Origin of the sequence: Rhodococcoides fascians A44A (assembly GCF_000760735.1) — a bacterium.
GTDB classification, from domain to species: domain Bacteria; phylum Actinomycetota; class Actinomycetes; order Mycobacteriales; family Mycobacteriaceae; genus Rhodococcoides; species Rhodococcoides fascians_E.
Genome location: NZ_JMEX01000005.1, coordinates 1,218,211 through 1,233,822, shown reverse-complemented (window position 1 = coordinate 1,233,822; position 15,612 = coordinate 1,218,211). Strand labels below are relative to the sequence as shown.

Genomic DNA, 15,612 nt, shown 5'->3' with positions numbered 1-15,612 from the left:
TGATTCGGATTCGCTCACCCGCGAAAGAAGTCGCATCGCTTCGAGAGAGGCCGGCCATGTCCGTCACAGAACCAACACCCACCCATCACGACGGGACCGAGTCGCACGTAGAGGGCAGCGACTATCTGGCCAAACGCCAGCTGAAGAAGGGCACGGCGGGATGGGTCCTCCTCGCTGGACTCGGCGTCAGCTACGTCATCTCCGGTGACTACTCGGGCTGGAACTTCGGTCTCGAACAGGGTGGCTTCGGTGGCTTGCTCATCGCAGGCATCCTCATCGCAGGCATGTACCTGGCCATGGTCCTCGGCATGGCCGAGATGTCGTCGGCGTTACCGGCGGCGGGCGGTGGGTACACGTTCGCTCGTCGCGCACTCGGACCGTGGGGTGGATTCGCAACCGGCACCGCCATTCTCATCGAATACGCCATCGCTCCGGCAGCCATCGCCACCTTCATCGGTGCGTACGTCGAGTCTCTCGGATTGTTCGGCATCACCGACGGTTGGTGGGTGTATCTCGCGGTGTATGCCATCTTCATCGGCATCCACCTCGCAGGTGCCGGTGAGGCACTCAAGATCATGTTCGTCATCACCGCCATCGCCCTCGTCGGTCTGGTGATCTTCGCGGTATCGGCACTGGGACAATTCGACTCGGCCAACCTCACCGACATCGCGCCGACGGACGCCGCGGGCGCGTCGAGCTTCCTTCCGTTCGGCTATCTCGGAATCTGGGCGGCGGTTCCGTTCGCGATCTGGTTCTTCCTCGCCATCGAAGGGGTTCCGCTCGCCGCAGAAGAAGCGAAGGATCCCACCAAGAACGTGCCGCGCGGCATCATCGCGGCCATGGGCGTCCTGCTGCTGACCGGCGCCGGGGTTCTGCTCCTGGTGACCGGTGCGGGCGGCGCCGACGCCATGCAGGCGTCGGGCAACCCGCTTGTCGAAGCCCTCGGCGACGGCACGGCCGCCAAGGTGGTCAACTACATCGGGCTCGCCGGCCTCGTCGCCAGCTTCTTCTCCATCATGTACGCCTACTCGCGTCAGCTCTTCGCGCTGTCGCGGGCCGGGTACCTGCCGAAGACCCTGTCGGTGACCAACTCTCGCAAAGCGCCGACGCTCGCGCTGATCGTCCCCGGCATCATCGGTTTCCTCCTCTCGCTCACGGGTCAGGGAGCGATGTTGCTCAACATGGCCGTGTTCGGTGCCGCGCTCAGTTACGTTCTGATGATGGTCAGTCACATCGTTCTGCGACGTAAAGAACCGACCATGCCGCGGCCGTACCGGACCCCGGGCGGCATCGTCACCACGGGCTTCGCACTCGTCGTCGCAGCGCTGGCTGTGGTCGCCACGTTCCTCGTCGACAGCACGGCAGCGCTGTGGTGCCTCGGGGTCTTCGCTGCGTTCATGCTGTACTTCGGGCTCTACAGCCGTCATCATCTCGTGGCGAACTCGCCGGACGAAGAATTCGCAGCCCTCGCGAAAGCAGAAGCCGAACTCGAATGAGCACGTACTCACACCAGGTATCCGGTGCCAACTTCTCGTTCGACGGCCTCGTCGAGCTGATGGCGAAGGCAACACCGTTGCGGTCGGGCGACGAATTGGCCGGGTGCGCGGCACAGTCCGACGCCGAACGAGCTGCCGCGCAATGGGCACTGTCCGACGTCTCGCTCGACGTGTTCCTCGAAGATCTTCTGGTTCCGTACGAGAGCGACGAAGTCACCCGGCTCATCATCGACTCGCACGACCGCACCGCCTTCGGTGCGATCTCGCATCTGACGGTCGGTGGGCTCCGGGACTGGCTGCTCGACGCCGCCGCCTCGAAGGATTCGGCGTCGACTCTGCGATCCGTCGCACCGGGGTTGACTCCGGAAATGGTTGCGGCCGTCAGCAAGATCATGCGCAATCAGGATCTGATCTCGGTGGCGCGGGCTGCCGAGGTGACATCGGCGTTCAGGACAACCGTCGGACTCCCTGGGACGTTGAGCACGCGATTGCAGCCCAATCACCCGACCGACGATCCACGCGGAATCGCCGCCGCGACTCTCGACGGTCTGCTGCTCGGATCGGGTGACGCAGTGATCGGCATCAACCCGGCGACGGACTCGCCGCACGCGACGTCCGATCTGCTCTTTCTGCTGGACGAGATCCGGCAACGGTTCGAGATCCCCACACAGTCGTGTGTGCTCTCGCACGTCACGACGACGATGGAACTCATCTCCAAGGGCGTTCCGGTGGATCTGGTGTTCCAGTCCGTGGCAGGGACCGAAGGGGCCAATTCAGGCTTCGGTGTCAACGTCTCATTGCTGCGAGAGGCCAACGAGGCAGGCCGGTCGCTGCACCGGGGAACCGTCGGGAACAACGTCATGTATCTGGAGACGGGGCAGGGTTCGGCGCTCAGTGCAGGCGCCCACCTCGGCGCCGGGGGACGCCCGGTCGACCAGCAGACCCTGGAGGCACGCGCATACGCCGTGTGCCGTGATCTCGAACCGTTACTGGTCAACACCGTCGTCGGATTCATCGGACCGGAGTACCTGTACGACGGCAAGCAGATCGTCCGTGCCGGGCTGGAGGATCACTTCTGCGGCAAGCTCCTGGGCCTGCCGATGGGCGTCGACGTCTGCTACACCAACCACGCCGAAGCGGACCAGGACGACATGGACACCCTTCTCACGCTGCTCGGTGCAGCCGGAGTCGCGTTCGTGATCGCAGTCCCCGGAGCCGACGACGTGATGCTCGGTTACCAGAGTCTGAGCTTCCACGACGTTCTGTACGTGCGGCAGGTGCTCGGGCTGAAGCCCGCACCGGAATTCGCAGCATGGCTGGACCGGCTCGGCATGGTCGACGGCAGCGGTCGAATCCTCGACGTCGACGCACTGAGGTCGCCGTTGCGTTCGCTGACGAGTGCACGATGAGCGCCGTAGAACGCGCCGACGACGGATTCTGGCAGGAGCTGCGTCTGAGCACGCAGGCGCGAATCGGACTGGGGCGTACCGGAGACTCGCTGCCCACCCGCCGAGTGCTCGAGTTCCGATCGGCACACGCGGCTGCGCGGGATGCCGTGCACATGCCACTGGACGTCGACGACACAGCGGCGGCCGTGGAGAAGATCGGCATCGGGGTACCGGCGGTCGTGACGTCCAAGGCAACCTCTCGCGCGGAGTATCTGCGACGGCCCGATCTCGGACGGACCCCCGACGACCTGTCCTCCATCACCCCAGGTGACTTCGACCTCGGATTCGTCCTCGGTGACGGGCTGTCACCCCGGGCCCTGATGGATCACGGACCGTCGATGCTCGCGGCGCTGGTCGAAGAACTGTCCGATGTGTACAGCCTTGCCCCGCCCGTCATTGCCACCGAGGCCCGCGTCGCGTTGGGTGACCACATCGCGGAGGCAATGGGTGTTCGCACCGTCGTCGTACTCATCGGTGAGCGGCCAGGGCTGTCGGTAGCGGACAGCTTGGGGATCTACCTGACGCATCTGCCTGCACCCGGAAAGTCCGACGCCGACCGCAACTGCATCTCCAACATTCATCCGCCGGAAGGGTTGGGGTACGAGCAGTCCGCCAGGATCGTTGCCAGTCTCGTCGCCGGCGCTCGCAGGCTCGGCAGGTCCGGTGTTGCGTTGAAGGACACCTCGCGCGCGGACGCACTCGAGAACTCCGAAGTGCTGACCATCGAGTAGTACACACTTTCGGGGGTAGGCGACTTGTGACGGCAATCACTACTGTGGTCGACATGGAAAGTCGTAGTTATTCGTCCGGGCCGTCGTCGACAGCGTTGCTCGAGGAGACCATCGGTCAGAACCTCGACCGAACCGTAGCCGAGTACGCCGGTCACGATGCACTGGTCGACGTCCCCTCCGGCAGACGGTGGACGTACTCCGAGTTCCTCGCCGACGTCGAACTGCTCGCCGCGGGCCTGCTGGTCAAAGGCGTGACGACAGGTGATCGAGTGGGAATCTGGGCGCCCAACTGTCCCGAATGGGTGCTCGCGCAATACGCGACCGCCAAGATCGGCGCAATTCTGGTCAACATCAATCCCGCGTATCGCACGCACGAGTTGAAATTCGTCCTGAATCAGGCCGGAGTCTCGGTTCTGTTGTCCGCGCAGGAATTCAAGGGCTCGGACTACGGCGCGATGATCGAGGACGCACGCGAGGAGACCGTGCGGGAGGTCGTTTTCATCGGGAGCTTCGGCTGGGAACTGATGACCGACCGCGGACACCGGGCACTCGCCGAAAACCCTTCCCTGGTCGCGGACGTGCAGAGCTCGTTGGCGCCGAAGGATCCGATCAACATTCAATACACCTCGGGCACAACAGGGTTTCCTAAGGGCGCGACCCTGAGTCACCGAAACATCTTGAACAACGGGTACTTCGTCGGTGAGTTGTGCCATTACACCGAACACGATCGCGTGTGCATTCCGGTGCCGTTCTATCACTGCTTCGGGATGGTGATGGGAAACCTGGCCTGTACGTCACACGGTGCGGCGATGGTCGTTCCCGGACTCTCGTTCGATCCGGCGTCCACGTTGGCCGCCGTGGAGCAGGAGAAGTGCACGTCCCTGTACGGGGTACCCACCATGTTCATCGCCGAACTCGCTCTACCGGAATTCGATTCGTACGACCTGTCCTCGCTCCGCACCGGCATCATGGCCGGCTCGCCGTGCCCCACCGAGGTGATGAAGCAGGTGATCGAAAGGATGGGCATGGCCGAAGTGTCCATCTGCTACGGCATGACCGAGACTTCCCCCGTGTCGCTGCAGACACGCAGCGACGACACCATCGAACAACGCGTCTCCACCGTCGGCGCCGTCGGGCCGCACCTCGAGGTGCAGATCGTCGACCCCGTCGACGGATCGACCGTCGCCCAGGGGGAGTCCGGTGAACTGTGCACCCGCGGATACTCGGTGATGCTGGGCTACTGGAACCAGCCGGAGAAAACAGCCGAGGCCATCGACGCCGACGGATGGATGCACACCGGCGACATCGGTGTCATGGACTCCGACGGCTACGTTTCCATCACCGGCCGCATCAAGGACATGGTCATCCGCGGTGGCGAGAACGTCTACCCCCGAGAGATCGAGGAATTTCTGTACACCCACCCCGACATCCTCGACGCCCAGGTCATCGGAGTTCCCGACGCCAAATACGGTGAGGAACTGATGGTCTGGATACGGATGCAGGACGGAGCAACCCCGCTGGACGCGGATTCGATCCACGCCTTCTGTGCGGGCAAACTGGCGCACTACAAAATTCCGCGCTACGTGCACATCGTCGACGAGTTTCCCATGACCGTCACAGGCAAGGTCCGCAAAGTCGAAATGCGCGAGCGATCGCTGGATCTGATCTAGTTCTCGAAGACAGGTGTCCGTGCTCCGAGGACAGTCAGCGCGGTTGTGAACGCACATTCAGCTCATGAGTGCACGGGCCCTGGCTCGTTCGAATCGCATGAACACCTCCGCGAAATTCCACAGGTCCCTCCAGGCCCAGCGGATGACCTGGTAGCCCTCGTCACGCAGGGCGTCCTCCCTGGCCTTCTCGCGAGCTAGGTTCCGGGAGTCGCCGCCGTACTTGCCCAGCCCGTCGAACTCGCCGATGATTCGTAACTTCGGCCAGAAGAAGTCCACCCGGAAATCGAGCAAGGGGACTCTGTACTGCAAAGTGGGAGTAGGTATTCCGTGCTCCTCCATCCGCAGTCGACTGAGGGATTCGCCTGCGCTTTCGCTGAGTCCGTTCATCCGGTGAACCGCCCGCCGCGCTGCGGCTATGTTGTGCAGCCTCGAACTCCGCTCGAGGGCGTCGGTGAGCGCGTCCGGCGTGATCGCGAACTTGCGCAGTGCCGAGTCGCCGATCACCACTGCATGATCCAGGTCGAGCACGCGCGCGGTGTCGACGATCGTGCGCGCCGGGGAGGTAACCGGTACCGACCCGAGTTCGACAGTGGTGGACGGCGTCAGACGGCCCGTATGCACGTGAAGGGTCGAGGTCCTCCTGGCCCCTGTCGCACGATCGGCCGTGAGGTGCACGCGCCCGAGGTCGGTGTTCCACATCGTCAAGCCGTGCAGCACCGCAGCGGAGACGTGGCTCAGCGCATGTCCCCGCTTTCCTCGAACTGCGGCGACGGCTCTGAGTCGATGAACGCCCGTCGGTGTCAGAGAATCGAATCGATCTGCTGGACAGTAGATCCCGGTGGCGACCTTTCTGATCTCACCGGAGGTGATCATTCGACGGAACTCGTCGTCGCTGTATCCGGCGGCGGATGCTGCTGCACGGGTGAGGAAGCCATCGGCGTCGGGATGCATGCGGTGATCGTGCAGTTGATGAGGCGTCGAAACCACCCCCTCGCGTCCGATTGTGGACGAACGAGGGGGTTGTGGATGAATTCTGGTTCGCTCGTACCATTCCGTCCGGTGTCCTCACAACGTCGATGGTGTTTTCACAACACGCATCAGCGTTGTGAACGCACATCCTCGTTGTGTGAAGCGACGCTCAGGGGATACTGGAACGCATGACCGAACCGCAGTGGACACCGTCGACGGAGGACGTCGAGAGCGCTCGCATCACCGACTTCACGCGGGAGGTGGAGCGCAGGCACGGCGTCTCGCTGCCGGATTACACGGCGCTGTGGCGATGGTCGACGCAGAATCTGGATGAGTTCTGGCGTCAGGTCTGGGATTACTTCGACGTCGTTGCCTCCCAGCCCGCGACCTCGGTGCTCGGCTCGTCCGATATGCCGATGGCGCAGTGGTTTCCAGGAGCCGAGCTCAACTACGTCGACCAGGTGAGACGCCACGTGCGAGGCGATCGTCCGGCCATCGTCCACGTCGGTGAGGACGGTGCCCGATCCGAGCTTTCCTGGGCCGAACTCGCGCGTCAGTGTGCTGCGTTGGCGGACGCTCTGCGCCGCGAGGGCGTCGTGCCAGGGGACCGTGTCGTCGGATACCTACCGAACATCCCGGAGGCGGTGGTCGCATTCCTCGCAGCGGCCGGCATCGGGGCGGTGTGGTCGGCCTGTGGACAGGACTACTCACCGTCGGCGGCGATCGATCGTCTCGGGCAGTTGGACCCGAAGGTCCTCGTCGTCGCCGACGGGTATTCCTACGGCGGCAAGTTTCACGACAAGAGTGCCGACGCGGCAGAACTACGCGACGGCCTCCCGACGGTTCGGACGGTCGTCCAGGTCGGAAGCAATGTCGCCGAAGGAGCGATGTCGTGGGAGGAGTGCACGGCAGGCGAGCACGAGTGGGTCACGACGCCCGTTCCGTTCGACCACCCGCTGTGGGTGGTGTTCTCGTCCGGCACGACAGGTCTGCCGAAGGGGATCGTCCACGGGCACGGGGGAGTCCTGCTCGAGCATCTGAAGGCCGTTGCGCTGCAATCGGATATCGGTGCCGACGACGTCTTCTTCTGGTACACGAGCCCGAGTTGGATGATGTGGAACTTCCAGGTCGCCGGCTTGCTCGTCGGAGCGACCATCGTGTGCAGCGACGGGAGCCCGTCCTATCCCGCCCCCGACGGGTTGTGGTCGATCGCGGCGGCGGAGTCGGTGACGTTCCTCGGCACCAGCCCTGGTTACGTTCTGTCCTGCATCAAAGCGGACTCCGTTCCGTCTCGTGATCACGATCTGAGTGCGCTTCGCGCGATCGGAATCACCGGGTCCAGCATGCCTGCGTCGTCGTCGGAGTGGTTGGCGCGGAGCGTCGGTGAGCGGGTTCCGGTGTTCTCCATCTCGGGTGGAACCGATGTCGTGTCCGCATTTGCCGGCGGTGTTCGCACTGTTCCGGTGTGGCCGGGGGAGTTGTCGGCGCCGTTCCTCGGAGTTGCGCTCGACGCGTTCGACGAGGACGGACACTCCGTGACCGGGGAGGTCGGGGAACTGGTGGTCACGAAGCCGATGCCGTCGATGCCGGTGCGGTTCTGGAACGACATCGACGGAGAGCGATATCGAGACGCGTACTTCGACACCTATCCCGGCGTGTGGAGGCACGGGGACTGGATCACGCGCACCGACCACGGGAGCGTCGTCGTGCACGGCCGGTCCGACTCGACGTTGAACCGCAATGGAATTCGTATGGGCAGCGCCGACATCTACCAGGCCGTGGAATCCCTGCCGGAAATCGTCGAAGCTCTGGTCCTGGGAGTCGAATCCGAGGACGGTGGTTACTGGATGCCGCTGTTCGTCGTGCTGGCGGACGGCGAGGAGCTGAGCGACGTGTTGCAGGACAAGATCAAGGACTCGATTCGTCGACACGCATCGCCTCGGCACGTACCGGACGTGATCATCGCTGCGCCCGGTATTCCGCACACCCGGACCGGCAAGAAGCTCGAAGTGCCGCTGAAGAAGATCTTTCAGGGGCGAGACGCCGCGCGTTCCCTCGACCGATCGGCCGTCGACGCCCCGGACCTCATCGACTGGTACACGGATGTCGGTCGGAATCGTCAGGGCTGACGAGTCCACTTCGCCAGGTACTCCTTCTCCGCTGGACTGATCCGCCGCAGGCGCTCCGATCCGACGTCGACCATCGCCATTCGTGTCGTGGCCAGCACGGCCGGAGCGGAGTCCGCCGCAGCGCCCGCTGCGCGCACCTCGTAACCGATCGTGAAATCGACCGAACGCACCTGCTCGAACCAGAGCGTGACATCGAGCGGACTGTCCGAGTGGCGCAGGGGCTTCTTGTACGCGATGTTCACGTTCGCGATCAACGCGCTCTTGATCAAGGACTCGTTCGCCTGTGCGGCCCGATCTTCCGGACGTTCCCCTGTCGCGTCGCCCGTGCTGAGCAGCCACTCGATTCTGGCTTCCTCCAGCAAGGTGACCATCCGCGCATGATTGATGTGCGCGAAAGCGTCCATGTCCGACCAGCGGACGGTGATCGTGGCGTGGTAGCCGGGCTTCGAGTTCGTCACCGCATCACGGTCTCACGTCCCTCGGTGTTCTAGAGTCCGGGTGTGTTGATCAAGAACGTGGTCCTGACTCCAGGCGGCGGCGCGGTGGACGTACAGACGGTCGACGGCCGGATCGCCGACATCAGCGCAACCACGGCGTCGGGCAGCGCGATCGAGGGCGACACTCTCGACGGGCGCGGCGCGGCTCTGCTTCCGTCCTTCGTCGACAACCACGTTCATCTGACGCAGTGGGCGACGTCGCTGACGCGCATCGACGTCTCCGGTGCCGATTCCGCTGCGGATCTCGCGGACATCCTGGCCCGCTCGAACGAGCGGCACGGTTCGGGGATTCTCCGAGCGCAGGGATTCCGCGACGCCCTGTGGCCGGACGTCCCGCACAAGGACATCCTGCAGAACGCGTTGCCCGGCCGTCGAGCGGCTATCACGAGCATGGATCTGCACACTCTGTGGCTCAGCCCTGCGCTTCTGGACGACCTCGGGATCGATCATCCGACGGGTGTGCTTCGAGATCACGACTGCATGGAGGGCCTCGGCGCTCTCGATCGGCTGGCCGACCCCGTGGACAGTGATCGCGGTGCCCTCGCCGCGACACGAGAACTCGCACGACGAGGTATCACCGCCGTCACCGACTTCGAGTACGCGGACAATCGAGCTGTGTGGACCCGACGGTCGGCGCTGGGGCGCGCCGATGTCCGCGTCGACTTCACGGTCTGGCCCGAGTGGCTCGAAGACGAACTGGAACGCGGCGCAGCCACCGGCGACATCGTCGCCGACGGTGTCGCGCTCGGACCTCTGAAGGTCATGTTCGACGGTTCGCTCAACACGAGGACGGCCTGCTGCCACGACCCGTATCCCGGCGGCACGTCGAGCGGGGTGCTGCTCGAGACGCCCGAGGACCTCGTGGCCGTCATGAGGCGCGCCAGGGCGGGCGGCATCACTCCGGCGATCCACGCCATCGGGGACCGCGCCAACTCGCTCGCACTGGACGCATTCGAGACTGTCGGCGGGGGAGGCCGCGTCGAGCACGCTCAGCAGATCCGCCCCGGGGACATCCCGCGATTCGCCGCCACAGGCGTCGCAGCGTCGATTCAGCCCCAACATGCGATGAGCGATCGGGATGTGGCCGACGAGCTGTGGGCGGGACGGAGCTCGATCGCGTACCCCTACCTGTCCCTGCACCGGGCGGGAGCGCGGCTGCTGTTCGGGTCCGACGCCCCCGTCAGTCCTCCCAGCCCGCTCGACGCGGTCGCCGACGCCGTCTGGCGCACCGACGACGAGCGACCACCGTGGCAGCCGTCGGAAGCACTGCCGCTGGGCGTCGCCCTCGCCGCGGCGTCCGGTGGGCGACACTCCGTCGAACTCGGGTCGAAGGCGGACCTGGTGCTGCTCGCCGAGCATCCTGCACGGCTCGGCAACCGCGATCTCCGTGCCGTCCCCATTCTCGCCACCGTGCTCGGCGGCAGGCTGACGTTCGACAGTGCCTTCGCATGAACGACACCGGTTCCTGGCGCCGATACGAGGCGTCGACGCTACCCGCGCCGTTGGCCGCAGCTCTGTCGGCTTTCGTCGACCAGGGATATCACGGCACCTCCGTACGAGAAATCGCCGGACGAGCAGGGTTGTCCGTCCCTGGCCTGTACCACCACTACCCGTCCAAGCAGGCCCTGCTCGTCGGACTGATGACAGCAGCGATGGACGAGCTGCTGGAGAGATCGAGATCAGCAGAGACCGAGGCCGGGCCGTCGCCACGAAAACGATTCGACGCCGTGGTCGAGTCGTTGCTGCTGTTCCACATGCACCGGCGTGAGCAGGCATTCCTCGGGTCGACGGAGATCCGAAGCCTCGACGAGGTGAACCGCATCGACTACGTCGGTAGGCGCGACGAGCAGCAGCGCATGGTCGACGCCATCGTCGCCGACGGGATCGCATCCGGAGACTTCGGCCTCGATCACGCCGAGGACGCCTCGCGAGCAGTCACGACGATGTGCATCGGAGTCGCCGGCTGGTACCGGCCGGACGGGCCCCTGGCGCCGTCGGAACTGGTCGAGACCTACCTCGCCATCGCGCGGCGAATCGTGGGGGCGCGAGTGGAGCCTGCGGAATGAGCCGGGAGGCGCGAGTGGAGCCTGCGGAATGAGCCGGGAGGCGCGAGTGGAGCCTGCGGAATGAGCCAACAGAGCGCGAATGGAGCCTGCGGAATGAGGCGTGTCGGAGTGCGGCGGTAGCGTTGCGAGCATGGCATGTCTTGCGGATCTCGAGGTCAGGAATTTTCTGCTGACGGGGACACGAACCGGAAAGCTCGGCTTCGTGGCGTCGGACGGTCGGCCGTTGGTGGCGCCGGTGTGGTTCGTGCTCGAGGACGACGCCGTCGTGTTCAACACGGGCGCGGACACGGCGAAGGGTAAGGCGATCGCCAGGGATCCGCGGCTGGTGTTGTCGGTCGACCTGGAGGAGCCGCCGTACGGGTTCGTACAGGTCCAGGGTGTGGCGGAGACATCGGAGGATCCCGACGACCTGCTCAGGACAGCCACGGCCATCGGTGGTCGGTACATGGGCTCGGACCGTGCCGAGGAATTCGGTCGACGCAACGGCGTGCCCGGAGAGCTGGTCGTGAGGATCAAGCCGACGAAAGTGATCGCGTCCATGAACGCGACTGCGTGAGTGGACCGCGAGTGGAGGGGATTCGTTGGTGTGCCGGGCTCGGTCCGCTCTCCGCGATGCCCTGTAGATTGGACAAGTGATGTGCACAGGCGCAAACGTCGCCGGCAGACGTAGATCCGGTCCTCGTCGTTTCGGGTCCCACGGAGCGCTGTCCGAATCGATATCCCACGTGATGGGACCGAGGCAGATGGCCGTGTAACGGCTGATCCCATGTGCGCAGATGTACCCATGAGTAACATCGGCGACTGTTGGGGCGTCGATTAGTTCTCGTTGCAGATACCAATTAGATTTGTGAGTTCGGTGTTCGGAAGTGTCGGAGCTGTCGACGCGGACCGAAGGCGTGTGATTGTGGGAAAGAGAGGATTCGATTGGACCCGCTAGGTTGGGACGAATCAGTCGGAGGAGCACAGGCGCATCAGGAAGTGCCGGACTCGTCTTTCCCGCTTTCTCCCGCACAGCTGGGCATGTGGTTCGCCCAGCACGTGGATCCGTCGGTGCCCGCCAACATCGCTCAGTACGTCGAGCTGCGCGGGGATCTCGATCTGGATGCACTGCGCACAGCGCAGTCTCGCGCGGCGTTGGAGCTACAGTCCGGTTTCGTCCGCATCGTGGAGGTCGATTCCGAGCCACGCCAGTTCGTCGACGCCACTCTCGAGGATCCACTCGGCTACATCGATCTGCGGGGTGAACCGGACCCGGTCAGTGCAGCTCAGGACTGGATGCGCGCAGATTACAGCGCGCCCATCGACATTCTCCGGGATCGACTGATCGCGGCAACCGTTCTGCACCTCGAGGACGACAGGTACTTCTGGTTCAACCGAGTCCACCACGTCGTGCTCGACGGCTTCGGCGCGGTCACGTTCATGAATCGTGCTGCCGAGCTGTACACGGCATCCGTGGAGGGGCACGAGCCACCGCCGAGCAAGGCCTCCGATCTCAGCAAGGTGTACGAGGCCGAGGTTGCGTACCGTGAGTCGAGCCGGTTCGAGAACGACAAGGCGTACTGGGCCGATCGGGTCGCGGGTATCGAGGCCCCCACGAGCCTCGGTGGCCGTACTGCCGCCCCCGCACCTGTCAGTCAGATCGACAGTCGATCGTTGTCCGCGGGGACGACCGCGGACCTCGCTGCACTGGTCGAGTCTGCCGACACCACGACTGCGACGGTGGTCATCGCTGCGTTCGCGAGCTACCTGGCTCAGATGACCGGCACGCAGGATGTCGTCCTCAGTTTGCCGGTGACCGCTCGCACGACGGCAGTCCTGCGTAGGTCCGGTGGCATGGTGTCCAACGTGGTGCCGTTGCGTCTGACGGTGACGACGGACATGTCCATCGAGGAGCTGCTGTCCAAGGTCACCACCGAGGTGTCCGGTGCGCTCAGGCATCAGCGTTACCGCCACGAGGACATCCGACGCGATGCGGGCAGCACCACCGGGCAGGCGTCCTTTTTCGGCCCTTGGGTCAACATCATGCTGTTCTTCAGCGAGGTACGTCTCGGGTCCATGGTCGGGACACTGAACGTTCTGTCGACGGGTCTCATCGAGGATTTCGGTCTGAACCTGTATCAGAGCGTGGGTGGAAAGCAGACCCACATCGACTTCGAGTCGAACCCCAACGTGTACTCGGCAACGGAATCCGAACGTAACCACGCTCGTTTCGTGGAATTCCTCGATCGATTCGTCGCCGCGGCACCCACCGACCGTGTGTGGGATCTGGAGTTGCTCACCACGACCGAGCAGGAGCTTGTCGTCGGTGGTTTCAACGAGACCGACCACGAGGTTTCCCAGCGGACGTTGCTGTCGGATTTCCACGCACGCGTGGACCTCGATCCTTCCGCAACGGCCTTGGTCTACGAGGGAACAACGCTCAGCTACGGTGAACTGGCCTCCCGCGTCAGCGGTCTCGCGCGACTTCTCGTGAGCAAGGGGGTCGGGCCGGAAGCGCTGGTGGGTCTGTCGATCAGGCGGTCACTCGATCTGATCGTCGGGATGTACGCCATCGTCGAGGCCGGCGGCGGATGGGTTCCCATCGATCCCGACCATCCCGCCGAGCGCACCAGGTACATCCTGGAGTCCGCCGATCCGCTGTGCGTCCTCACCGTGGCCCGCGACGAGGTCGACCTGCCCGACGGTGTCGAGGCGGTGGAGATCGACCTCCTCGATGTCGACTCGATGGACTGCACGCGCGTCGAGGACCGAGATCGCGTCGCTCCGTTGCGCCTGGACAACACGGCCTACGTCATCTACACGTCCGGTTCGACGGGGCGCCCCAAGGGTGTTGCCGTGTCGCACGCGGCAATCGACAACCAGTTGCAGTGGATGCGCGCGGAATACGGCCTCGACGCCTCCGATGTCTACCTGCAGAAAACGGCGACGACGTTCGACGTGTCCTTGTGGGGCTTCTTCCTGCCGCTGCAGGTGGGTGCAACGATGGTGCTGGCGACCCCTGACGGGCATCGAGACTCGATCTACGTCGCGGACAGGATTGCCGAACACGGCGTGACGGTCACGGACTTCGTGCCGTCGATGCTGACAGTGTTCGTCGCCAATGCCCCTGTCGGAACCTGTGATTCGCTCCGCCACGTCTTCGTCATCGGCGAAGCGCTCCCTGCCGAGACCGCGGCAGCATTCCGCGAACTGTGCGGGGCGGGTCTGCACAATCTGTACGGCCCGACCGAGGCCGCGGTGTCGGTTACCTACTACGAGAGCGGGATTCAGGACGTCAGAACCGTCCCGATCGGTGTCCCGGAATGGAACACCCGTGCGTTCGTGCTCGACGGCAGGCTCAGGCCGTCGCCGATCGGAGAAGCCGGCGAGCTCTACCTCGCGGGCGTCCAACTCGCACGTGGTTACGTCGGTCGCCCCGACCTGAGTTCGGATCGCTTCGTCGCGAGCCCCTTCGGTGCGGGCGGGGACCGCATGTATCGCACGGGCGACCTCGTGAAGTGGCGCGCCGACGGCAATCTGGACTACATCGGACGAACCGATTTCCAGGTCAAGTTCCGCGGCCAGAGAATCGAACTCGGTGAGATCGAGACGGTGCTACTGGCCGACGAGACGATCTCGCAGACCGTGGTTCTCGTGGTGGAGACGGCTACTGGTGAACAGATCGTCGCGTACGTCGTTCCATCATCCCGCGAGTCGATCGACGTCGCGGCCGTGGTGGAGCGAGCGGGCCGGTCGCTACCGTCGTACATGGTGCCTGCATCCGTCATGGTGTTGGATGCGTTCCCGCTGAACACGAGCGGCAAGCTCGACCGAAAGGCATTGCCGGAGCCCGTCTTCAGCAGTGCGCGTGAATACCGCGCACCCCAGACTCACGCGGAGCAGGTCGTCGCGAGTGTGTTCGAGGACGTACTCGGCGCGACCCGTGTCGGACTCGACGAAGACTTCTTCGAGCTCGGCGGAAACTCTTTGGTTGCAACGCAACTCGTGACCCGCGTCGGGGCTGCACTCGGTGTGCGCCTGGGCGTACGTGAACTGTTCGAGGCGCCCTCGGTCGGTGCTCTGGCAGCGCGTGCGACGAGCGCTCTCGCGCAGGGCTCGGTGGGGCCCGAGCTCGTGGCAGGGCCCAGGCCGGATGTGGTGCCGCTGTCATTGGCTCAGCAGCGCATGTGGTTCCTGAACAGGTTCGATCCGGATACCGCTGCGTACAACCTTCCGTTCATGGTGCGACTTCGCGGCGACGTCGACAGATCGGCCGTGGAGCGCGCATTCGCAGACGTCGTCGAGCGCCACGAGACGTTGCGTACGGTCTACCCTCAGATCGACGACGCTCCACAACAGGTCGTTCTGCGGGCACAGGACGTGTTCGACGGATTGAACGTGACGGACGTCGACGAGGCCCAGCTCGTGGACAGTCTGATCGATCTCGCGCGGGGTGGATTCGACGTCTCCGTGCAGGCTCCGTTCCGAATCGAGCTGTTCAAGCTGTCCGACACCGACTACGTGTTGGCGATGGTGCTGCACCACATCGCGGCTGATGGTTCGTCGTTCGGGCCCCTCGCGCGTGACATCATGGTCGCCTACGAAGCGCGTACCGACGGGCGGTCGC

General features: G+C 64.5%; 11 protein-coding genes (1 of these 11 only partly in view). 9 read left to right on the top strand and 2 right to left on the bottom strand.

What is annotated here, in order from left to right; all coding sequences use genetic code 11:
- Nucleotides 1-56: 56 nt before the first annotated feature.
- From eat to BH95_RS09300, 4 genes are read left to right on the top strand one after another with little or no spacing between them, the layout of a single operon-like run.
- A complete protein-coding gene (gene eat, locus BH95_RS09315; RefSeq protein ID WP_019663523.1) occupies nucleotides 57-1,496 on the top strand; it encodes an ethanolamine permease in 1,440 nt (479 codons plus the stop codon).
- Nucleotides 1,493-2,905, top strand: coding sequence for an ethanolamine ammonia-lyase subunit EutB (locus BH95_RS09310; protein WP_019663524.1), 1,413 nt, complete (start codon nucleotides 1,493-1,495; stop codon nucleotides 2,903-2,905). Before eat ends, BH95_RS09310 begins: the two co-directional genes overlap by 4 nt.
- Nucleotides 2,902-3,675: an ethanolamine ammonia-lyase subunit EutC gene (gene eutC, locus BH95_RS09305; RefSeq protein WP_020111180.1), complete on the top strand. Its 774-nt coding sequence runs from the start codon at nucleotides 2,902-2,904 to the stop codon at nucleotides 3,673-3,675. Before BH95_RS09310 ends, eutC begins: the two co-directional genes overlap by 4 nt.
- A 53-nt stretch (nucleotides 3,676-3,728) precedes the next feature.
- Nucleotides 3,729-5,345 carry an AMP-binding protein gene (locus tag BH95_RS09300; protein ID WP_037181943.1) on the top strand — a complete coding sequence of 539 codons (1,617 nt, stop codon included), beginning with the start codon at nucleotides 3,729-3,731 and terminating at the stop codon, nucleotides 5,343-5,345.
- Nucleotides 5,346-5,402: 57 nt separating this feature from the next.
- Here BH95_RS09300 and BH95_RS09295 read toward each other — a convergent pair whose 3' ends face one another.
- Nucleotides 5,403-6,296, bottom strand: coding sequence for a hypothetical protein (locus tag BH95_RS09295; RefSeq protein WP_037181656.1), 894 nt, complete (start codon nucleotides 6,294-6,296; stop codon nucleotides 5,403-5,405).
- A gap of 206 nt (nucleotides 6,297-6,502) precedes the next feature.
- Here BH95_RS09295 and BH95_RS09290 point away from each other — a divergent pair, with 206 nt between their 5' ends.
- On the top strand, nucleotides 6,503-8,443 hold the full coding sequence (locus BH95_RS09290; protein WP_037181653.1) for an acetoacetate--CoA ligase: 1,941 nt from the start codon (nucleotides 6,503-6,505) through the stop codon (nucleotides 8,441-8,443).
- Here the strand turns inward: BH95_RS09290 and BH95_RS09285 are convergent.
- Nucleotides 8,434-8,901 (bottom strand): acyl-CoA thioesterase, encoded by a 468-nt coding sequence (locus BH95_RS09285; RefSeq protein WP_037181649.1) that lies wholly within the window; start codon nucleotides 8,899-8,901, stop codon nucleotides 8,434-8,436. The two genes, BH95_RS09290 and BH95_RS09285, sit on opposite strands and share 10 nt — an antisense overlap.
- A gap of 42 nt (nucleotides 8,902-8,943) precedes the next feature.
- On the opposite strand from BH95_RS09285, the gene BH95_RS09280 reads away from it, so the two are divergent.
- From BH95_RS09280 to BH95_RS09265, 4 genes are all read left to right on the top strand, one after another.
- Entirely contained in the window at nucleotides 8,944-10,392 is a 1,449-nt protein-coding gene (locus BH95_RS09280) for an amidohydrolase (protein WP_037181646.1), read from the top strand.
- Nucleotides 10,389-11,006, top strand: coding sequence for a TetR/AcrR family transcriptional regulator (locus BH95_RS09275; protein WP_020111176.1), 618 nt, complete (start codon nucleotides 10,389-10,391; stop codon nucleotides 11,004-11,006). Before BH95_RS09280 ends, BH95_RS09275 begins: the two co-directional genes overlap by 4 nt.
- Nucleotides 11,007-11,136: 130 nt before the next feature.
- On the top strand, nucleotides 11,137-11,562 hold the full coding sequence (locus BH95_RS09270) for a PPOX class F420-dependent oxidoreductase (protein WP_037181643.1): 426 nt from the start codon (nucleotides 11,137-11,139) through the stop codon (nucleotides 11,560-11,562).
- Nucleotides 11,563-11,984: 422 nt separating this feature from the next.
- Nucleotides 11,985-15,612: the beginning of a non-ribosomal peptide synthetase gene (locus BH95_RS09265; protein WP_099052201.1), read on the top strand. Its footprint extends 26,465 nt past the window's final position; 3,628 of the gene's 30,093 nt are visible here — the first part of the coding sequence; its start codon is at nucleotides 11,985-11,987; its stop codon lies beyond the right edge, outside the window.